We start from the raw sequence: 20,378 nt of genomic DNA, 5'->3' as shown, positions 1-20,378 counted from the left end.
GGGCATGGCCAGCCGGCGACCGGCCTCCTAGGATGGGCCCATGACCGAGCTATACCTGGTCCGCCACGGCGAGACCGAATGGAGCAAGTCCGGGCAGCACACCTCTGTCACCGACCTGGACCTCACGCCGCACGGCGTCGAGGAGGCCGAGGCGCTGCGCAGCAAGCTGGACCCGGCCGACTTCGGACTGGTGCTGTCCAGCCCGCGGCTGCGTGCGCGTCGCACCGCCGAGCTGGCGGGTTTCACCGACTACGAGGTCGACGAGAACCTGGCCGAGTGGAGCTACGGCGACTACGAGGGCATCACCAGCAAGCAGATCCGCGAGCAGGTACCGGGTTGGCGGATCTGGACCCATCCCATGCCCGGCGGCGAGACCAAGACCCAGGTCATCAACCGGCTCACCCAGGTGGTGCAGCGGGTGCGCGACTCCGGTGTGGAGCGTGCCATCTGCTTCAGCCACGGCCACGCCTCTCGTGTGCTGGCGCTGTGCTGGCTGGACATCGACATCGCCCGTGGCCAGTCCTTCCCACTGAACACCGGTGCGGTCTGCGTGCTGGGCCAGGAGAAGGAGTCGCCGGCGATCATCCGCTGGAATGCCTGAGCTCGTCGCGGGACCGGGTCGGCTCAGCGCAGCGCGGACTTCTTGCGCCACTGCTCCCAGCTGAGGTTCCAGTCGGTCCAGCCGTTGCCGTCCTCGAGGGTGCGCTTCGAGCCGGTGAAGACCACCGGGTCGCCGATCTGCGCGGTGGTGTAGAGCCGGTACATGGAGTCGGTGGACATGCCCACGCAGCCGTGGGAGGCGTTGCGGACGCCGAAGTTGCCGGCATTCCACGGGGCGGAGTGGATGAACTCGCCCGAGCTGGTGACGCGCAGCGCGTAGGCGACGTCGACGTTGTAGCCCTCGGCGGAGTCGCGGGCGATGCCGGTGGTCTCGGAGGCCATCTTGATGTTCTCGGCCTTCTCCATGACCACCTTGGTGCCCGAGCGGGTGGTGAAGCCGGGCTTGCCCGCGGTCATGTCGTAGGTCACCGGCTTCGCATCGCCCACCTGCCAGCTGATGGTGTGCCTGGCGATGTCCACCTTGCCCAGCTGCTTGCGGCCGATCGTGAGCTCCAGGGTGCGGTTCAGCTGGCCGTAGTTGCCGCCGCCGGCATCGACGCCGTTCAGGTTGGCGTCCAGCTTCACCTTGGTGCCGGGCTTCCAGTAGGTCCTGGGCCGCCAGCGCACGGTGCGGTCGTCGAACCATCCCCAGGATCCCTCCTGCGCCGGGATGGAGGTGACGTGCATGTTCCGCTCGAACTCCGCCTTGTTCTTCACCGGTACGTCGAACTGCACCACCACCGGCTGGGCCACGCCGTAGGGGCCGTTGATCACGGGGGACAGGGTGGGGAAGACCTCGCGTGAGCGGTCCAGTTCCTGGGTGCGGAAGCTGGTGTTGCTGGTGCGGGTGGTGCCGTCGGTGCCGGTTCCGGTGGCTGTGACGGTGTAGCGCGCTCCCGGATCGAGCCGCGTGTTGGCCACCCAGACGCCCTTGGCATTCGTGGTGCCGGTGATCTTCGGGACGGCATTCTTCCCGGTCGCCGAGGAGGCGACGGTGACGGTGTCCACCGTGCCCTGGGACGGGGTGACGGTGAGCAGCGTGCTGACCGGGACCTTGGTGGCGCCGTCGGCGACATTGGTCGTGAGGCGGAAGGTCGACGCGGGGGTGGTGGCGGGCGCTGCCGCGGCGTCGCTGGCCGGGCTGCCGCTCGAGGGGGTGGTGCTGGGCCGGGAGCTGGTGGACTGCGGGTCCGCGGGTGCGACCGTGGTGCCCGCCGAGGACTGTGCGGAGCACGCGGCCATCGGGGCCACCAGGGCGACGGCTGCCAGCGGGAGCAGGCGGGTGCGGAGCATCTGGACTTCCAATCGGCGGAGGGACCTGTCCTCATCCTGCGTCGGTTTCTGTTCGTGCACTGAGATTTCGCTCTTTCGGGCAGTGGATCTTCAGCCGGCCCGGTCGGCTCGGTGCGGGGTGGGGTTGCCCTTGGGGGGGCTCCCACCTCGTCGGGGGCGTGGGGCACCCCGGCGTGAGCGGTGGGAGCTGCGCCGGCTCCGGCTGCGGGCCGACCGCTCCGGTCCGGCCAGGCGAGCCAGAGGTCCTCCTGTGATGGTTCTCGAGGCGATGGGCTTGTGGGGCTGGTCTCGATGCGTCGCTCTCGGGATTCCTGCGGCTCGTCCCACGGCGCTCCACGGTGCTGGGGGGCCGGGGTCAGTACCTCGGCGGCGCGCCCGCTTCGGCACTGCCCTGAATCGGATTCGAAGCACATCGGCGCGGTCGCGACCGGGGGCTGCCGCACGCCTGCGGGGCAGGCCGAGCGGCGTCGCCGGCTGAACCCCTCTTCGCGGGGGCCAAGGAATCGCCTCGGGTGACCTAGATCGGGGGCAGGTTTTCGACCCGCCTCAGCCTCGGATCCCAGCCCCGCTGCCGAGGCCGGCCGCCCGGCCGGATTGGGCCTCGTCGGGCCTAGTCGTAGCTCTCGGCGCGCAGTCGGCGGCCGGCCACCAGCATGACCCCCAGCGCCAGCAGCGAGGCCACCAGGATCACCAGCGGGATCGGGCGGGAGGTGCCGTCGTTCAGGGCGCCCACGACGGGGGTCACCACGGCGCCCATGCCGAACTGTGCCGCACCCAGCAGTGCCGCGGCGGTACCGGCGGCCGCGCCGTGGCGGTGCAGGGCGACGGCGGGCGCATTGGGCAGCGAGAAGCCCAGGCCCATCATCACGCCGAACATCGGCACTAGGAAGCCCACCAGCCCACCGATCCGGAACTGGGCGAAGGCCAGCATCACCAGCGCAGAGCACGCGATCAGCACCAGGCCGACGGTCAGCGCCCGCACCGGCCCCACCCGGCGCACCAGGCGCGGGTTGAGCTGGCTGCACAGCGACAGTCCCAGGCTCATCGAGGCGAAGACCACGCCGAAGGCCTGCGGGCTCAGCCCGAAGACGCCCTGCATCACGAAGGGTGAACCGGAGACGTAGGCGAACAGCGCCGTGAAGATCATCGAGGCCACCAGCACCACGGCCAGGAAGAGCTTGTCGCTGAGCACCTGGCGATAGGCCGCCACAGTGCCGCCCACGGTGGCGGGGATGCGTCGCTCGGCCGGCAGCGTCTCCGGCAGCTGTCGCCGCACCAGGAAACCGATCAGAACGGCCGCCAGGCCCAGCACCGCGAAGACGCCGCGCCAGGAGGTGAAGGTCAGCAGGCCGGAGCCCACCAACGGCGCCAGGATCGGCGCCATGCCGGTGATCAGCGCCAGCCGGCTGAGCAGCTCGGCGGCGCGCATGCCGCGGAAGAGGTCGCGCACCAGCGCCTGCGAGGCCACCGCGATCGCCGAGGAGGCGAGGCCCTGCAGCAGTCGACCCGCCAGTAGCACCCCGATGTTCGGCGCCAGCCCGCAGACCACGCTGGCCACCGCGTGGCCGATGAGGCCGTAGAGCAGCGGACGACGCCGGCCCGCCGCGTCGGAGATCGGTCCGAAGACCAGCTGGCCCAGGCCGAGCCCGAGCATCATGGCGCTCAGCGTCAGCTGCGCCTGCGAGTCGGAGGCGCCCAGGTGGTCGGCCAGGATGGGCAGGGCGGGCAGGTAGGTGTCGATGGTCATCGGGCCGAGGGCGCCGAGGATGCCCAGCACGAGCACCAGGTTGCGGTACTGGGGGCGGGACAGGGACTCGCCGGGCATGGCGGCGGGGCGGGATGTGCTCATGGGTTTCCTCGGAGACGACGGCGAGCGCGATCCTACCGGCCGGTAGGAGGTTCGGCGGCGTGCCGCACAGCCCCCGCTCAGTGGGTAGGCTGCCACCATCCCGGCATCCGGCCGGGAGCAGAAGGAGAACGCATGCTTGCCGCACCGGCTGACCAGCTGAGGTTGCTCGACCTGGCCGCCATCGACGTCCAGATCGGCCAGCTCACCCACCGCCGCCAGACGCTCCCGGAGCTGGCCACCATCAAGCAGCTGATGACCGAGCGTCAGGCCCTGGTGGAGAACCAGGTGGCCGCCGAGACCCGGCTGGGCGACGCCCGCAGCGCCCAGGAGCGCGTCGAGGCGGACCTGAACCCCGCCCGCGAGCGCCTGGCCCGCAACCAGCAGCGCGTCGACGCCGGTGCCATCTCCGACCCCAAGGCCCTGCGCGGCATGCTGGAGGAGATCGAGCACCTGGGCGGCCGGATCGCCAAGCTGGAGGATGACGAGCTGGACGCCATGCAGGTGGTCGAGGATGCCGAGGCCGAGCGGGACCGGATCGCCACCGAGCGCAAGCAGATGGAGGACCGGATCCGCGAGCTGATGGCCAAGCGTGACTCGCAGTTCGCCGACCTCGACGCCGACCTGGCCGAGCGTCGCGCCGAGCGCGAGGCCCATGCCCGCCTGCTGCCCGCCGACCTGGTGGCCACCTACGAGAAGCTCTCCGCCCGGATGGGCGTCGGCGCCGCCGAGCTCAAGGCCCGTCGCTGCACCGGCTGCCAGCTGGAGCAGAACGCCGCCGACCTGCGTCGCTACGCCCAGGCCGCCCCTAACGAGGTGCTGCGCTGCGAGGAGTGCGGCCGCATCCTGGTCCGCACCAAGGAGTCCGGCCTGCCCGAGTAGGGCCGCAGCACCACCGTTCAGCCCAACCAGGAGGACGCATGCCCGCACGCCACATCTCCATCGCCGAACAGGTCCCCGAGCAGATCCGCGAGGGTCTGGACCGGCTGCGCACCGAGCTGGAGGTCCCGCAGGACTTCGGCCCCGAGGTGCTGGCCGAGGCGGAGCGCCGCGTCGCCGCCGGTCCGCTGGAGCTGGGGGAGCGGGCCGACCGCACCGACCTGCCCTTCGTCACCATCGACCCCGAGGGCTCGATGGATCTGGACCAGGCGATGTACCTGCAGCGAGAGGGCGACGGCTACCTGGTCTGGTACGCGATCGCCGACGTCGCGGCCTGGGTGGAGCCGGGCGGCGCCATCGACGCCGAGGCGCAGCGCCGCGGCCAGACCTTCTACGCGCCCAGCCAGCGTGCCCCGCTGCACCCGCCGCAGCTCAGCGAGGCGGCCGCCAGCCTGCTGTCCGACGGCACCGCCCGGCCCGCCCTGGTCTGGCAGGTGCGCCTGGACGCCACCGGTGCGCAGACCGCCGCCACCGTGGAGCGTGCCCTGGTCCGCTCCACCGAACGGCTCAGCTACACGGGCGTGCAGCAGCAGCTCGACGCCGGCCAGGCACCCGAGTGGCTGCTCCTGCTGCGCGAGATCGGCCAGCTGCGCCAGCAGCAGGAGATCGACCGCGGCGGCGTCAGCCTCAACCTGCCCGAGCAGGAGATCGTCGCCGACGAGTCCGGCTGGCACGTCGTCTTCCGCGCCCCGCTGCCGGTGGAGGACTGGAATGCCCAGATCTCGCTGCTCACCGGCATGGCGGCCGCCGGCATGATGCTGGAGGCCGGCGTCGGGATCCTGCGCACCCTGCCGCCGGCCGACGAGCGCGACGTGGCCCGGCTGCGCCGCACCGCCCGCAGCCTGGGCATCGACTGGCCCGCCGAGCGCGACTACCCGGACTTCGTCCGCTCGCTGGACGTCAGCCAGCCCAGCCACCTCGCGATGATGACCGAGTGCACCACCCTGTTCCGTGGCGCCGCCTACACCGTCATCGACGAGACCACCCGCGGCAGCAACCTGAAGCACAACGCGCTGGCCGCCGACTACGCCCACTGCACGGCGCCGCTGCGCCGTCTGGTGGACCGCTACGTGGGCGAGATCTGCGTGCACCTGTGCGCCGGCACCGAGATCCCCCAATGGGTGCTGGAGGCACTGCCCGCCCTTCCGCAGACCATGGCCGAGTCCGACCGTCGCGCCAAGAAGTTCGAGCGCGGCGTGGTGGACCTCACCGAGGCGCTGGTGCTCTCCAACCGGATTGGGGAGGTCTTCACCGGCACCCTGGTGGACGTCGACGACAAGAAGGGCACCGGCGACATCTCCATCGCCGACCCGGCCACCGAGGCGCACCTGAAGCTCGACGGGGTGGCCCTGGGCGACACAGTCCAGGTGCGGCTGGAGTCGGTGGACCTGGTCGCGGGCCAGGTGCGCTTCACCAGCGCGTAGACTGTCCGACGGACGAGTCGGCCGGGTGATCGCGGTGCAGGGCCCCACGGGGCAGCGCATCGAGGAAAGTCCGGACTCCACAGGGCAGGGTGGTCGGTAACACCGACCCGGGGCGACCCGCGGGAAAGTGCCACAGAGAACAGACCGCCAGCAATTCGTTGCTGGTAAGGGTGAAACGGCGGTGCAAGAGACCACCGGCAGCCCAGGTGACTGGGCTGGCCAGGCAAACCCCACCCGGAGCAAGACCAAGTTGTGCCCACCTCGGTGGGCCGGAGGCGTTCGAGGGCTGCCCGCCCGAGCCTCCGGGTAGGTCGCACGACGCGCAGGCGTCGAAGGATGTCGGCAACGGCATTCGCAGATGGATGACCACCGCCGCTCACGCGGTACAGAATCCGGCTTACAGGCCGGCTCGTCCCTTATTCCTTGTCTGGCAAGAGATTCCGCGCGGCTTGCACGCCGGAAGTCCGTAGAAAGTCCGAGAAAGTTTCGGTGACCGCCTCACGAGTCCGCGCGTCTGAGTCCGGCCAGAGGTGGGCGTAGGTGTTCAGGGTCTCGTCGGCGGTCTTGTGGCATAGCCGGGCCGGAACCGTCTTCACGCTCGTCGAGACGTGAATCGAATAGCCGGCGGCCGTCACTCGCTCGGCAAGCTCGATCTGAGAGATCCCCTCGCGCTTGCGAAAGTAGGCGATCTGGTCACGCACGCGCCGCAGGCGATCGGCGTATTGAGACGCGAGTACCTCGTCGATCCCTTCAGCAACCCGAGCGCCGGCCCGATGGGCCTGTCGGTGAAGGCCGTCCCGGGCATGGCCGCGGGCACGATTGTTCGTCGGCCCCTCGCAGGCGGGCACCTTCTACCGGCACTCCGCCGGTGTCCAGATCGTCATCGGTTACGCCGGCGACGACCTGATCCGCAACATGACCACGACCGTGATCGAGGAGCGGTGCGCCGCGGCCGTGAACCTGCCGCAGTACATGACCAAGGTCACGCTGGACGGCTGACCGAGCTTCCCGGGCTGACGGTCGGCCCGGGTGGGTGGGACGAGGCCCCGCCGCTCTTCGCAGTGGCGGGGCCTTCGCTTCTGGGGAATGGAATGGATAGCCTGCGGGGGTGTTGCCGTTCGTCACGCCAGTCCCAAACCTCATTCAATGGATGACGGTACCAATGACCCTCGCCGGCTTTGGGGCCCTCTGGTTCGTTTTCAGCCCGTTTAGGGCTCATCTCGTCCTGACAGTTGAGCGGCAGCCGATTGACCTGCATGCGGGTCAGGGTTACTTGAAGCTCCACTACGACGGGCCACACTGGCGCACGGAGATTCCAGACCCGGTCATCATGACGGTTCGAATCAGACACTGGTTGGGGCCGGACTTCTGGACAGAGGTGACGCAGCCAATCCAGCAGTATCAGTGGACTCCCGGTCCGCGTGGAATCGCTCTCAATATCACTGCTCGGGGGGCCTCGCCCTACGCCTTCCCGCTTGGCGACAAAGACTTCACGAGCGCCTTCTTTAGTGACTTGGATCAGCGCATTATGGCTCGTCCCGCTACTTTGCATCGTGGTGACGAGATCGTTCAACAGTTCATTTGCGGGAGTGATGACGTGAAGGTAGAGCTGTTGGGAAAGCTGGAGGGGGTGCGCGTGCATACGCCCGACGAAGCGGGGAAGTTCGCGGCCGCCCGGGCGATCGTCTGGGCGGTCCTGCTGGATCTAAGCGTGCTCCTCTTGGCTGGCCTGTTGGGCTTCTGGGGGTGGCAACCTCTGGTGAAGTATCCGTCCCACGTCTTGGGGTGGCTTGCTTCGTTGGTGGTGGTCCTGCCTCTAGGTGTCGCAGCGGCCCGAGCCTCTCGGGATGCGGTTCGGCTGAAGGGGGTCCTGAAGCGGCCCACGCTGGGAGACCTTCGCTAGTCCCGTCCGAAGTCCCGAAGATTCCGAAAAGCGTGCAAATCGTAGAAACGCTCAAATCGGCAAAAATCCTAGTCGGGAGGTATTCTTCGTGTCACTCACCTAGTCGTCCGCCAAGCGCAGGCTGAATCCGGCTTAGAGGCCGACTCGTCCCCTCATCAGCTGCTCCCGTCCCGGCGGCCTCGACACGTGACCCCCACCTCAAGTCCGAAGAGCCGGTCAACAGGGCCCTGGGCGCGGCGACCGCCGGGTCTTGCTCGGTGAACGAGCCCTTGCCGCACAAGGGTTCGGCGCAACGCCACGTGCGGGTGCGCCACACAATCACGACCGCCGTGTCGCCGAAGGGAACATCGTGCAGGACCCGGGCATGGCGGCCGTGAGACCGCGCGAGAACGCCGCAGTCGGGACAGAATCCCTCGCCAGGGGCGGACTCCACCTCCACGGTGATCGTGTCGGGGGCGCGCTCGACGGCGGTCACGTGCAGACCAGACAGGTCGATCAGGGCATCACAACGCGGGCAGTAGTCGGTAGGCTCACACACAGTCGGGGTCTTCTTGGAACAGCGAGTTTGGTCGCTGCTGATCCTGCCGAAGACCCCGGCCCCTCACCACACCGGGCCACGACTACCCGCCCCACCTCAAGTCCGAAGAGCCGCATATCGGCCGGCTGGCCGGCCTGCCAGGGGCCCACCCGGAAGGGACACATCATCTCGTCGTCCTCGTGCTCCAGCAGGTGGCAGTGCCACATGTACTGCCTGGGCGTGGAGAAGCGCATCCGCACCCGCATCATCGCGCCGGGGTAGACGAAGGCGGTGTCCTTACGGCCGGTCCTGCTCGGCGAGAGCAACACCTTCGGGCCCCTGGTCATCACCCTGGCCTCGACGTCGTAGTCGATCATCCGACGCTCCACGACCTCGAAGGTGGTCTCGTGGATGTGGATCGGGTGCGGCACCGGAGCGTTCTGGACGATGGTGTAGATCTCCCAGTCCTCCACCGCGCCCACGCCGGGGTTCTCGGTGCCCGGATCGCCCCACATGGTGCCGGTGATCTCCATCACGCCGCCGGGGGTGCCGGAGAGCACGACCAGCATGGTGTGGGAGGCGAAGTCGACGGTGATGTCCACGCGCTCGGCGGGGCGATCACGATCCGGCCGGCCTTCCGAGCCGCCCGGGATCGAGGCGGCGGCCTGCGGCATGCCGAAGGCATTGGTCACGTACAGCGTCAGCGCTCCTGCGCCCGTGCCTGGAAGAAGGCGCGGCGAGGCAGGTCCATGATGTATCCCCCGAGAACGAGTGCGCCCAGAGCGTGTCGCCGAGACGAGTAGGCCGCCAATGGTCCAGCACTGGAGGCAGAGCGCTCGACATTGTCCGGGGAATGGGCGTGGGGCCCGCGGTGCGGGCCCCACGGGGGTCATTCGAGGCGCGTGATGATGTCCGCGCCGTCCGGGGTGACCACGATGGTCTGCTCGAACTGGGCCACCCGGGAGCGGTCATTGGTGACCACGGTCCAGCCGTCGTCCCACTGGTGGGAGCGGTAGTCACCCAGGCAGAGCATCGGCTCGATGGTGAAGGTCATGCCCACCTCCATCGGGGTGTCCAGCCGCGGCTCGTCGTAGTGCAGGATGACCAGGCCGGAGTGGAAGGCAGTGTGGACGCCGTGGCCGGTGTAGTCGCGCACCACCCCGTAGTTGAAGCGCTTGGCATAGCTCTCGATGACGCGGCCGATCACGCTGATCGGGCGGCCCGGCTTCACCATCCGGATGGCCCGGTTCATGGCCTCCTGGGTGCGTTCGGTGAGCAGCCGGGACTCCTCGTCCACGTCGCCGCAGCCGAAGGTGTAGCAGTTGTCGCCGTGCACGCCGTCCTTGTACGCGGTGACGTCGATCTTGACCAGGTCACCGTCCTCCAGCGGGCGGGCGTCGGGGATGCCGTGGCAGATCACCTCGTTGACGCTGGTGCAGCAGCTCTTCGGGAAGCCGCGGTAGCCCAGCGTGGAGGGGTAGGCGCCGTGGTCGAGCATGTAGGTGTGTGCGATGCGGTCCAGCTCGTCGGTGGTGACGCCAGGCGCGATGGCCTTGCCGGCCTCGTGCATGGCGCCGCAGGCGATCCGGCCGGCCTCGCGCATCTTCTCGATCGTCTCCGCGTCCTGCACGTGGGAGCCCATGTACGGTGTTGGGCCAGGCCTGTCCACGTACTCCGGGCGCTCGATCGAGCTGGGAACGGCGCGGCGCGGACTGACGGGGAAGGGCTTGATCTCACTCACAACCAGGCAGTCTAGTCAGGAGACGACGATGAGCGACGAGCAGTGGTACTGGTCCCTCAAGCAGCACCGCGTGGTACGCGGCGACGAGGAGAAGGCGGCCCACCGGCTCGGCCCCTATGCCACCCGCGAGGAGGCGGCCCGGGCCGTCGACGAGGTGGCCCAGCGCAACGAGGCCTGGGACAACGATCCCCGCTTCAATGACGAGGACGAGACCGAGCAGGCCGAGGAGGAGCAGGGCGACGAGCCCTCCGAGGGCTGGGGCCCGTTCAAGCACTGACCCCGGGCTCAGCCGACGGTCATCGCCTCGCGGGACCTGGCCAGGGCGTCCAGCACCTCGGTGTCGCCGATGGTGCCGGAGTTGACGTAGGCCCCCAACGACTCCCCGTCGCCGGTGTCGACGATCACCACGTCGATCACGTCGCCCTCCACCTGAGGCAGGGCAGCCATCTCCACGTGGACCTCGCTGCGCAACCACCAGCCCTTGTGCCCGTCGATGGTGACGGCCTGGCTGGAGAGGTCCTTGCGGCCGGTGAAGCCCGAGTAGTAGCCGGAGGTGGCGAAGCAGCTCATCATCTGCTGGGCGCTGGTGCGCGGGTCCTCGAAGCCGTCGGCCACCGCCAGCGCGCCCACCGCGTTCACGCTGAACCAGCTGGTGCCGCCGGCCCGGTGGATCACCTTGGTCTGCGCCTGCATGTTCTGCACCCAGGGCAGCGTGAAGAGCATGGCAGTGGCATCGTCCCAGCCCTCGATCCGGGGCACCGACAGACCGCCACCGTGCAGCCGGTCTCCGGTGGCGGGCACCACGTCTCCGCCGCCGGTGGGGCAGTCCACCATCGAGCCACCGCTGGGGGCGGGCTCGGTGCTGCCCGACGGGGTGGGCGTGGGGGTGTCGGTCTCGTTCCAGACCGGGCCGGTCGGCGAGGCAGAATTGGTGTCCTCGGGCACCGGGGTGAAGCCGGCCTCGCGGAAGAAGAGCGCCCAGATCAGCAGCGAGAGCACCAGCAGCGCGGCCAGGCCGCCCAGCAGCAGGCCGAGCACCCCCTTGCGCTCCCGCCCGGCGGGCGCGGTGCTGCCGGGCACGGCCGAGGACGGGTCCGTGGTGGTCTGCTGCGACCATGAGGCGCCGTCCCAGTAGCGGAAGTGTCCGGGATTTCCCGCGGGATCCGGGTACCAGCCAGGCATCGACATGTCCCCGAGTCTAGGCGGGCGCCGGGACCTGTTACCCACCTGAAACACTGCCGGGGCAGGATGACGCCATGGACAGGCAGACAGAGTACGTACTGCGCACGATGGAGGAACGCGACGTCCGCTTCGTCCGCCTCTGGTTCACCGACGTGCTGGGCTTCCTGAAGTCCGTGGCGATCGCCCCCGCCGAGCTGGAGGGCGCCTTCGCCGAGGGCGTCGGCTTCGACGGTTCGGCCATCGAGGGCTATGCCCGGGTCTACGAGTCGGACATGGTGGCCCACCCGGACCCCTCCACCTTCCAGATGCTTCCCTGGCGCACCCAGAGCAACACCGCGCGGATGTTCTGCGACATCTCGCTGCCGGACGGCTCGCCCAGCTTCGCCGACCCGCGCCACGTGCTGAAGCGGGCGCTCACCAAGGCCTCGGACATGGGCTTCACCTTCTACACCCATCCCGAGATCGAGTTCTTCCTGTTCAAGCCCCCGGTGGTGCCCGGCGTCGAGCCCACCCCGCTGGACACCGGCGGCTACTTCGACCACACCACGCTGGGTGACGGCACCGACTTCCGTCGCGACGCCATCCAGATGCTGGAGCGGATGGGCATCAGCGTGGAGTTCAGCCACCACGAGGGCGCTCCCGGCCAGCACGAGATCGACCTGCGCTATGCCGATGCGCTGACCATGGCCGACAACATCATGACCTTCCGCGTGGTGGTCAAGGAGGTGGCGGTCAGCCAGGGCATCGAGGCCAGCTTCATGCCCAAGCCCTTCACCAACCACGCGGGCAGCGGCATGCACACCCACATGAGTCTGTTCGAGGGTGACAACAACGCCTTCTACGACGCCAGCGACGTCTACCGGCTGAGCAAGATCGGCAAGCACTTCGTCGCCGGCCTGCTGCACCATGCCGGCGAGATCACCGCCGTCACCAACCAGTGGGTCAACTCCTACAAGCGGCTGGTGGGCGGCGGCGAGGCACCCTCCTTCATCTGCTGGGGCCGCAACAACCGCTCCGCCCTGGTGCGGATCCCGATGTTCAAGCCGGACAAGTCCTCCAGCGCCCGCATCGAGCTGCGCAGCCTGGACTCGGCGGCCAACCCCTACCTGGCCTATGCGCTGATCCTCAATGCCGGCCTGTCGGGCATCGAGAACGAGTACGAGCTGCCCGAGGAGGCAGCCGACGACGTCTGGGCGCTCACCGACCGGGAGCGCCGCGCGATGGGCATCCAGAGCCTGCCGCACAACCTGGACGAGGCCATCGCCCTGATGGAGAACTCCGAGCTGGTGGCCGAGACCCTGGGCGAGCACGTCTTCGACTACTTCCTGCGCAACAAGCGCCAGGAGTTCGAGGAGTACCGCCGCCAGGTCACCCCGCACGAGCTGTCCACCCTGCTGCCCCGGCTCTGAGCCGGGGGCGGGACGCTCGGCTCAGGTCAGCCGGGAGAGGTCCACGACGGGCAGCATCCGGGCCAGTTCCAGGGCATGCACCCCGGAGGCGGTGACGCGTCGGTCCTCGACGGCCTGCTCCAGGCTGGTGAGGCCCGTGCCCAGCTCCAGCCAGGTCAACTCGTCGGTCTCCACCACATTGGGCGGCGTGCCGCGGGTGTGGGTGGGCCCCTGCCCGAAGGCGGACAGCTGCACCGCGCTGGCCGGGGGGATCCGGGCCTCGATGGTGTGCCCGGCGAAGCGCTCGCCCAGGGCCTGCGAGAGGGAGCGCACGCAGCTGCGCAGCGCCGCGGGCTGCAGGCACTGCGGACCGCCGGCGAGCGAGAGCACCGCCAGCTCCAGCAGCGTGGCGCGCAGGTAGTCCACCACGGCGGAATTGCCGAACTGGTTGCTCACGGTGGCCGGCAGCTGGCCGGCCAGCTCGGTGCCGAGCACCGCGGTCCGCGAGGTGCACAGCCGCCCCAGCGCATCGGCCCGGGTGGACTGCGCCAGCTCCTCGGTCATGGCGTCCAGGTGCCGAGAGCCGACGCTGCGGTGGTTCAGCAGGCTGGCCCAGGACTGGGGGCGGGCGGTGGTGGGGCTGCCCAGCGCGGCCAGCACGTCATCCACCAGCACCACCATCCGGGCCCGCGACGCCTGGTCGAGCATGCCGTGCGCGCCGGCCAGCGCCCGGCACTGGGAGGAGACGACCTCCACCGTGGTGCGCAGGGTCCGGTCTCCGCGGGCCGCCATGATGCTCATGTCCTCCATGCTGTGTGGCAAGGGTTTCCGGAAAGTTACCGCGACATGTCGGGGGCACGAACCGGCTGCCCGGTGCGTGGGACCGGGGGACTGCCGGGGCGCGCCGCCTCCCGCTAGGTTGGGGCCGGGAGGACCAGATGTCGAGGATGTCCAGCACACCGGGCGAGATGGCTCGCCGCGGCTTCGCCCATGCTGCCATGGCGGCCAAGGAGCTCGAGGCGCTGCGCCTGCGGGCCGAAGAGCGTGGCGGGGGCTGGGCCGCGGGCGCCGACTGGGTGCAGCAGCTGGAGCAGGTGGCCGACCCGGACCTGGCCCTGGCCGGGCTGAACCGGCTCGACGAGAACCATCCCGAGGCGCTGGCCACCGTCGCGGCCCGGGGTGAGGCCTTCGCGCGGCTGCTGGCCGTGCTGGGCGGCTCCCAGGCGTTGAACCAGCACCTGTGCACCCATCCGGAGGCGCTCGCGGTACTGCACGAGCAGCCCGAGCGCCATGACGCGGCCTGGATCCGCGCCGAGCTGCGTCGCGCCGTCGGGGTGGACCCGGAGGTCGATGCTCCAGTGGCCGAGGACCCGGCCGCCGCGGACCAGCTGCGGCTGGCCAACCGCACCCACTTGGTGCGCATCGCGATGCGCGACCTGACCCACCCCGAGCCCACCGCCGTCGTGGACGACGTGGCCGCGGAGCTGGCCGACCTGGCCGACGCGGTGATCGACGCCGCCCTCGCCGTGGCGCGCAGCCAGGTGGCCGGCCATGAGCGCGCCCGGCTGGGCATCGTGGCAATGGGCAAGTGCGGCGCCCAGGAGCTGAACTACATCAGCGACATCGACGTGATCTTCGTCGCCGAGCCCGCGGACGAGGCCACCGAGAGCCACGAGGCGGTGGCCGTGGCCACCCGGCTGGCCGCCGCCGTGAGCCGGATCTGCTCGGCGAACTCCGCCGCGGGCTCCATCTGGCAGGTGGACGCCAACCTGCGCCCGGAGGGCAAGCAGGGATCCCTGGTGCGCACCCTGGGCAGCATGGCGACCTACTACGACAAGTGGGCCAAGAACTGGGAGTTCCAGGCCATGCTCAAGGCGCGCGCCATGGCCGGTGACCTGGAGCTGGCCCAGGCCTTCGTCGACCTGGTGGCCCCGCACGTCTGGCAGGCCGCCGAGCGCGAGCACTTCCTGGCCGACACCCAGGCGATGCGTCAGCGGGTGATCAGCCTGCTGCCGCCCGCCCAGGCCGACCGCGAGATCAAGCTGGGCGCCGGGGGACTGCGTGACGTCGAGTTCTCCGTCCAGCTGCTGCAGCTGGTGCACGGCCGCACCGACGAGCGGCTGCGCACCCGCGCCACCCTCACCTCGCTGGCGCAGCTCCAGGCGCACGGCTACATCGGCCGTGCCGACGGGGCGGACATGGCGCAGGCCTACCGCTTCCAGCGCACCCTGGAGCACCGGATCCAGCTCTACCGGCTGCGACGCACCCATCTGATGCCCGACGACGCCGACACCCTGCGGGTGGTGGCCCGGGCCATGGGCCTGCGCACCGGCGAGGAGCTGCAGGAGGCCTGGCGGACCAGCTCGCGCAAGGTGCTGCGGCTGCACCAGCGGGTCTTCTACTCGCCGCTGCTGGCGGCCGTCACCCGGCTCAGCACCGACGAGATGCGGCTCACCGCCGACCAGGCCCGCGACCGGTTGCGGGTGCTGGGCTTCGCCGACCCCGCGGCCGCGCTGCGCCACATCGAGGCGCTCACCACCGGCACCAGCCGGGCCGTCGAGATCCAGCGCCAGCTGATGCCCGCCATGCTGGGCTGGTTCGCGGAAGGGGCCAACCCCGACCACGGCCTGCTCAGCTTCCGGCAGGTCTCGGAGTCGCTGGGCGCCAGCCCCTGGTACCTGCGGGCGCTGCGCGACGAGGGCGAGATGGCCGAGCGCCTGGCGCGGCTGCTCTCCTCGAGCCGCTATGCGGTGGACCTGCTGCAGCGCGCCCCCTCGTCGGTGCGGATGCTGGCCCAGGAGCGTGATCTGCAGCCCCGCAGCCGCGACGACCTGACCGCCTCGATGGCCTCGGCGATGAAGCGTCATGCCGGGCGCGAGGAGGCGATGGCCGCGGTGCGTGCCATCCGGCGCGAGGAGCTGCTGCGCCTGGTGGCGGGCGACATCCTGGACGTGCTCGACCTGGAACAGCTGGGCCGGGGCCTGTCGGACCTGGCCGGCGCCACCATCGACGCGGCCCTGCAGGTGGCCGCCCGCGAGATGGACGATCCTCCCACGCTGGGCGTGGTGGCGATGGGCCGCTGGGGCGGCGGCGAGATGGCCCTGGGCAGCGACTGCGATGCCATGTTCGTGATGGCCGACAGCGAGGACGACCAGGCGCTGAAGAAGGCCGGCACGCTGATCAGCCAGGTGCGCCAGATGCTCGCGGCCCGCGGCCCGGACCCGGCGCTGGAGATCGACGTCGACCTGCGCCCCGAGGGCCGCTCCGGTCCGATGGTGCGCAGCCTGTCCAGCTATCGCAGCTACTACGAGCGCTGGTCGGTCACCTGGGAGCAGCAGGCCCTGCTGCGCGCCTCGCACGGCGCGGGCGACCCGCAGCTGACGGCGCAGGTGCTGCAGCTCGTCGAGCCACTGCGCTACCCGGCCGGCGGACTCGAGCGGGGTGATCTGGCCGAGATCCGCAAGCTCAAGGCCCGGATGGAGACCGAGCGAATCCCGCGCGGCACCGACCCCAAGCGCAACACCAAGCTGGGCCCGGGCGGCCTGTCCGACGTGGAGTGGACGGTGCAGGTGCTGCAGCTGCAGCACGCCCACGAGCTGCCGGCCCTACGCACCCCGGCCACCCTGCCCGCGCTGGCCGCGGCCCGCGAGGCGGGGCTGGTGGAGGCCGCCGACGCCCAGGCGCTGCAGGAGGCCTGGCGCTTCGCCAGCCGGATGCGCAACAAGATCATGCTGGTTCGGGGCCGGGCCAGCGACGTGATCCCCACCGACCCGCGCGAGGCGGAGGCGGTGGCCACCCTGCTGGGCTACGGGCCGGGCCTGAGCTCGGTGATGAAGGATGACCACCGTCGCCTGGCGCGCCATGCCGTGCAGGCCGTGGACCGGCTCTTCTGGGGCGGCGACGGGAGTGCGCGATGAGCGCCGTGCTGCTGCTGGGCGGCCGCTCCGGGATCGGCCTGGCCGTCGTCGAGGAACTGCTGGCCGGTCCCGCCATCGGGGCGACGGTGGTGCTGGCCCAGCGCCCCGGGCGGGGCCTGGATGACCAGCGTGTGCGCCTGCTCGCAGCCGGCGCCGCAGCGGTGGAGGAGGCGGTCTTCGACGCCACCGACCTGGCCGGCCACGAGCCGCTGGTGCGCGACGTGTTTGCCCGTCACGAGGTCTCGCACGCGGTGGTGGCCTTCGGTCTGCTGGGCGACCAGGAGCAGGCCTGGCAGGACGTGGCCGCGGCCCAGCGGCTGATGACGGTCAATGCCACCGCGGCCGTGGGACTCGGGGTGGCCCTCGGCTCCGCGATGCGGTCGAGGGGGAGGGGCACGATCATCGCGCTCAGCTCGGTGGCGGGCACCCGGGTGCGGCGCTCCAACTTCGTCTACGGGGCATCGAAGGCCGCCATGGATTCCTTCTACACCAACCTCTCGGTGGCCTTGCAGGGGGGCGGCGTCAAGGTACTGGTGGTACGCCCCGGGGCGGTGTCCACCGACATGGTGGCGGGACGCGAGCCGGTGGCCTTCACCGTCTCGCCGCAGCAGGTGGGGCGAGCAGTGGTCGAGGCCCTGGGGCGCGGCCGCGAGGTGGTGCACGTGCCGGCAGGCTTCGGCCCGGCGATGGTGGCGGCGCAGCTGGTGCCGCGACGACTGTGGCGTCGGATCCGTCACTGAGACGTGTTGGTTGAAACGTCACATACTTGCAAATGTCTCAGGGCTGAGAACAATTGAATCGTGAACAACAGCGGAGAAGTGGTCCGGCTGGCTGACGCCATGATCCGGGCCGGAGCGCTGGTCCGCGTCGTCCGGCGGCGGGAGCGATCCGTCGTGCCCGGGCTCGAGCCGGGCCAGCTGGGTCTGTTCGACGCCCTGGCCGCGGGGCCCTGCCGGATCACCGAGCTCGCCGCCGCGCTGCAGCTGGAGCTGTCCACCGTCTCGCGACGCATCAGCCGGTTGGTGGAACTGGGGCTGGTGGAGAAGCTCGCCGATGCCACCGACCGCCGGGTGCAGATGGCCGCCCTCACCGGTCAGGGTCGTGAGGCCCTGGACCGGATCCAGCAGGAGCGCCGGACCCTGTTCGCCGAGATGCTCGAGGGCTGGCAGGGCGACGACGTGAGCCAGCTGGCCCGGCTGCTGGAGCAGCTGGCCGACCAGATCGAGCGGTGCGAGCACCTGCGTCGCGACTGAATCGTCCGGACACGTCAGAGGGGGTGGGAGCCGTTCGGCTCCCACCCCCTCGTCGTGTGATCGGTCAGACCGTCTTGGCGGGCTTTGCGGTGGTGGCGACCAGCGGGTCGCCCACCTGCACCTCGCCGCTGCGGATCTGGTCCACGTGGGCGAACTTCTTGTGGTTGGTCACCAGCACCGGGGTGACCAGCGAGTAGCCGGCCTCCTCGATGACGGCCCGGTCGAAGGTCACCAGCGGATCGCCGGCCTTGACCAGGTCACCCTTGGCGACGTGCACGTCGAAGCCGCGACCCTCCAGGTTCACGGTGTCGATGCCCACGTGCACCAGCAGCTCGACGCCGCTGTCCAGGCTCAGGCCGAAGGCGTGGCCGGTCTTCTGGGCCACCACCACCCTGCCGTCCGCCGGGGCGTGCACGGTGTTGCCGCTGGGGTCGATGCCCACGCCGGTACCCACGGTGCCGGCCGCGAAGACCGGGTCCGGGATCTCGGCCAGCGGCACCACGGTGCCGGCCAGCGGGGAACCGATCTCGGTGACGGTGTCGGGCAGCATGGCCGGCTTGGGGGCCTTCGTCGCCGCTACGGGGGCCCCGGTGGCCGGGGTGGTGGCGTCGGCGGCCGCAGCGGCGCCGGTGGTGGCCGCGGCAGCGGTCACGGAGCCGGCGGGGGCGCTGGAGCTGGCCGGGGCGCCGGCGGTGACCAGGGAGGCCTCACGGGCGGCCAGGGCCTCCGCGCGCTCCTCCTTGGTGCGGTAGCCACGGATCATCACCAGGGCCATGGCGGTGAAGAAGGCCGCGGCGATGGAGATGGCGTAGGTCAGCATCGGGCTGAAGACCGGGATGGTCAGCAGCGAGGTGAAGACGAAGGCATTGGTCTTCACGCCGTGGGAGGCCTGGCCCAGCACGCCGATCACGATGCCGCCGACGAGGCAGCCGACCAGCATCGACGGGTAGATCCGCTTGAAGCGCAGGTGGATGCCGTAGAGGCTCGGCTCGGAGATGCCACCCAGCAGGCCGGCGGCCAGGGCGCCGGAGGCGGTCTGGCGCATCTCGACGTCCTTCTCCTTCATCGACAGCGCGAGCACGCCCGCGGTGGCGCCGAAGCAGGCGAAGTTCCAGGCGCCCATCGGACCCTGGATGAAGTCGTAGCCCAGCTGCTTGATGTTGACCAGCATCAGGGCGTTCAGCGGCCAGTGCAGGCCCAGCGGCACCAGGAAGGGGTACAGCATCGGGATCAGGATGGCGAAGACGAAGGGGGCATGGGTGTTCAGCCAGGCCAACCCGCCGCCGATGGTGGCGCCGAGCCAGATGCCGAAGGGGCCGATCAGGAAGGCGGTCAGCGGGACCATGATCAGCAGGCAGAAGAAGGGCACGAAGACCATCTGCAGGTTGTCCGGGAAGATCTTGCGCAGGAACTTGTAGAGCACCGCCAGCACGGCCACCATGATCAGCGGCACGAAGACCTGGCCGCCGTAGTCGGCGAGCTTCATCGGCAGTCCGAAGATGTGCGCGGTGCAGATCGGGTCGCCACCGAACTTCGGCGTCTCGCAGGTGGTGTTGGCCGCCTTGGCGAGGTCCTTGAAGTTGGGGGTCATCAGGGCGGCCATCACGGCGCCACCGATCCACGGGTCCACGTTCAGCTTCTTGGCGCCGTTGTAGGCCACCATGATCGGCAGGAAGTAGAAGACCGAACGCCACATGGCGTCGACGAAGACCCAGCTGGCGCCCTTGTCGGCGGCGCGGAAGTCGATGATCTTGAGCGCGTCGAGCACAGCGGTGAAGGCGATGATCAGCGAGGCGCCGAGCAGCACGCCCAGGATGGGGCGGAAGCTGTCGGAGAGGAATTCGAAGAAGTTGTCCATCCAGGCGTGGCTGCCGCGCACGCCGCCCTGGCGCAGTTCCTTCTTGAGGTCGTCGTCGGACTTGGCGGCCGCCTGGCCGGCCGAGGCCATCTCGGGCAGCTGCATGATGTCGTTGTAGGCGCCGGCCACGGCGCCACCCATCACGACCTGGTAGCGGTTGCCGGACTGCGGGACCGCTCCCATCACGCCGGGAATGGACTCGATCGAGGCCTTGTCGACGGTGCTCGAGTCGTTGAGCTGGAATCGCAGGCGTGTGGCGCAGTGCGTCAGCGAGGCGATGTTGGCCGCTCCGCCAACCTCCTCGACGATCCGCCGTGCCGTCTCTTGTGACATGTTCGTTGGGCTTTCTCTCGTGGGACTGGTGCGTCGGGGCGCACGTCTGGCGACAAGCTACGTCACGCCGCGCCGTGGTGCATCTTCGGCCCCCCTGAGTGTCCGAATTGTCGGCTCTTCGGACTTGAGGTGGGGCGGGTAGTCGTGGCCCGGTGTGGTGAGGGGCCGGGGTCTTCGGCAGGAT

19 protein-coding genes and 1 other RNA gene are annotated in these 20,378 nt (G+C 70.0%); 11 read left to right on the top strand and 9 right to left on the bottom strand.

The genetic code is table 11. The annotated features are described in order from the left end of the window. The first annotated feature begins 40 nt into the window (after positions 1 to 40). Positions 41 to 601, top strand: coding sequence for a histidine phosphatase family protein (locus ABD073_RS09555; RefSeq protein WP_343874023.1), 561 nt, complete (start codon positions 41 to 43; stop codon positions 599 to 601). A 23-nt stretch (positions 602 to 624) separates the two neighbouring features. Here the strand turns inward: ABD073_RS09555 and ABD073_RS09550 are convergent, their stop codons facing one another. Further along, positions 625 to 1,893 carry a L,D-transpeptidase gene (locus ABD073_RS09550; RefSeq protein WP_343874021.1) on the bottom strand — a complete coding sequence of 423 codons (1,269 nt, stop codon included), beginning with the start codon at positions 1,891 to 1,893 and terminating at the stop codon, positions 625 to 627. A 610-nt stretch (positions 1,894 to 2,503) separates the two neighbouring features. Next, positions 2,504 to 3,742, bottom strand: a complete 1,239-nt coding sequence (locus tag ABD073_RS09545; RefSeq protein ID WP_343874018.1) for a multidrug effflux MFS transporter — start codon at positions 3,740 to 3,742, stop codon at positions 2,504 to 2,506. A gap of 132 nt (positions 3,743 to 3,874) precedes the next feature. On the opposite strand from ABD073_RS09545, the gene ABD073_RS09540 reads away from it, so the two are divergent. From ABD073_RS09540 to rnpB, 3 genes are all read left to right on the top strand, one after another. Further along, entirely contained in the window at positions 3,875 to 4,621 is a 747-nt protein-coding gene (locus ABD073_RS09540; protein WP_343874016.1) for a zinc ribbon domain-containing protein, read from the top strand. Between the two features lie 38 nt (positions 4,622 to 4,659). Beyond that, positions 4,660 to 6,102, top strand: a complete 1,443-nt coding sequence (locus tag ABD073_RS09535) for an RNB domain-containing ribonuclease (protein WP_343874014.1) — start codon at positions 4,660 to 4,662, stop codon at positions 6,100 to 6,102. A gap of 13 nt (positions 6,103 to 6,115) precedes the next feature. Further along, positions 6,116 to 6,518, top strand: an RNA gene (gene rnpB, locus ABD073_RS09530) — RNase P RNA component class A. Here the strand turns inward: rnpB and ABD073_RS09525 are convergent. After that, positions 6,519 to 6,803, bottom strand: coding sequence for a hypothetical protein (locus ABD073_RS09525; protein WP_343874012.1), 285 nt, complete (start codon positions 6,801 to 6,803; stop codon positions 6,519 to 6,521). A 118-nt stretch (positions 6,804 to 6,921) separates the two neighbouring features. Here ABD073_RS09525 and ABD073_RS09520 point away from each other — a divergent pair, with 118 nt between their 5' ends. Beyond that, positions 6,922 to 7,101, top strand: a complete 180-nt coding sequence (locus tag ABD073_RS09520) for a hypothetical protein (RefSeq protein ID WP_343874009.1) — start codon at positions 6,922 to 6,924, stop codon at positions 7,099 to 7,101. Between the two features lie 109 nt (positions 7,102 to 7,210). Further along, positions 7,211 to 8,005 (top strand): hypothetical protein, encoded by a 795-nt coding sequence (locus tag ABD073_RS09515; protein ID WP_343874007.1) that lies wholly within the window; start codon positions 7,211 to 7,213, stop codon positions 8,003 to 8,005. A 91-nt stretch (positions 8,006 to 8,096) separates the two neighbouring features. Here the strand turns inward: ABD073_RS09515 and ABD073_RS09510 are convergent, their stop codons facing one another. The 3 genes from ABD073_RS09510 to map form a co-directional block, all read right to left on the bottom strand. Further along, entirely contained in the window at positions 8,097 to 8,438 is a 342-nt protein-coding gene (locus ABD073_RS09510; RefSeq protein WP_343874069.1) for a transposase family protein, read from the bottom strand. A 62-nt stretch (positions 8,439 to 8,500) separates the two neighbouring features. Further along, complete coding sequence (locus tag ABD073_RS09505) at positions 8,501 to 9,214, bottom strand: multicopper oxidase domain-containing protein (RefSeq protein WP_343874005.1); 714 nt, start codon at positions 9,212 to 9,214, stop codon at positions 8,501 to 8,503. Between the two features lie 197 nt (positions 9,215 to 9,411). Further along, on the bottom strand, positions 9,412 to 10,164 hold the full coding sequence (gene map, locus ABD073_RS09500) for a type I methionyl aminopeptidase (protein WP_343874067.1): 753 nt from the start codon (positions 10,162 to 10,164) through the stop codon (positions 9,412 to 9,414). 127 nt (positions 10,165 to 10,291) lie between these two features. Here map and ABD073_RS09495 point away from each other — a divergent pair, with 127 nt between their 5' ends. Further along, positions 10,292 to 10,540, top strand: coding sequence for a hypothetical protein (locus ABD073_RS09495; protein WP_343874002.1), 249 nt, complete (start codon positions 10,292 to 10,294; stop codon positions 10,538 to 10,540). Between the two features lie 8 nt (positions 10,541 to 10,548). Here ABD073_RS09495 and ABD073_RS09490 read toward each other — a convergent pair whose 3' ends face one another. Next, positions 10,549 to 11,451: a DUF2510 domain-containing protein gene (locus tag ABD073_RS09490; protein ID WP_343874001.1), complete on the bottom strand. Its 903-nt coding sequence runs from the start codon at positions 11,449 to 11,451 to the stop codon at positions 10,549 to 10,551. Between the two features lie 101 nt (positions 11,452 to 11,552). Here ABD073_RS09490 and glnA point away from each other — a divergent pair, with 101 nt between their 5' ends. Then, a complete protein-coding gene (glnA, locus tag ABD073_RS09485) occupies positions 11,553 to 12,854 on the top strand; it encodes a type I glutamate--ammonia ligase (RefSeq protein ID WP_343874065.1) in 1,302 nt (433 codons plus the stop codon). A gap of 21 nt (positions 12,855 to 12,875) precedes the next feature. Here the strand turns inward: glnA and ABD073_RS09480 are convergent, their stop codons facing one another. Continuing rightward, the gene (locus ABD073_RS09480; RefSeq protein ID WP_343873999.1) at positions 12,876 to 13,634 is read right to left on the bottom strand and encodes a sterol carrier family protein; all 759 of its coding nucleotides are present in this window, start codon (positions 13,632 to 13,634) and stop codon (positions 12,876 to 12,878) included. 137 nt (positions 13,635 to 13,771) lie between these two features. On the opposite strand from ABD073_RS09480, the gene ABD073_RS09475 reads away from it, so the two are divergent. The 3 genes from ABD073_RS09475 to ABD073_RS09465 are packed head-to-tail and all read left to right on the top strand — an operon-like array spanning position 13,772 to position 18,003. After that, a complete protein-coding gene (locus tag ABD073_RS09475; protein ID WP_386751691.1) occupies positions 13,772 to 16,750 on the top strand; it encodes a bifunctional [glutamine synthetase] adenylyltransferase/[glutamine synthetase]-adenylyl-L-tyrosine phosphorylase in 2,979 nt (992 codons plus the stop codon). Next, entirely contained in the window at positions 16,747 to 17,490 is a 744-nt protein-coding gene (gene dprE2 / locus ABD073_RS09470; protein ID WP_343873995.1) for a decaprenylphospho-beta-D-erythro-pentofuranosid-2-ulose 2-reductase, read from the top strand. The genes ABD073_RS09475 and dprE2 overlap by 4 nt, the downstream gene beginning before the upstream one ends. 60 nt (positions 17,491 to 17,550) lie before the next feature. Beyond that, positions 17,551 to 18,003 (top strand): MarR family winged helix-turn-helix transcriptional regulator, encoded by a 453-nt coding sequence (locus ABD073_RS09465; protein WP_343873993.1) that lies wholly within the window; start codon positions 17,551 to 17,553, stop codon positions 18,001 to 18,003. 64 nt (positions 18,004 to 18,067) lie between these two features. Here ABD073_RS09465 and ABD073_RS09460 read toward each other — a convergent pair whose 3' ends face one another. Further along, positions 18,068 to 20,194, bottom strand: a complete 2,127-nt coding sequence (locus ABD073_RS09460) for a glucose PTS transporter subunit IIA (RefSeq protein WP_343873992.1) — start codon at positions 20,192 to 20,194, stop codon at positions 18,068 to 18,070. Positions 20,195 to 20,378 lie beyond the last annotated feature (184 nt).

Source organism: Luteococcus peritonei (genome assembly GCF_039526385.1).
In the GTDB taxonomy this organism is placed as follows: Bacteria; Actinomycetota; Actinomycetes; order Propionibacteriales; family Propionibacteriaceae; genus Luteococcus; species Luteococcus peritonei.
Note: the sequence above shows the minus strand (reverse complement) of the source record. Positions and strands in the feature narration are given on the sequence as shown.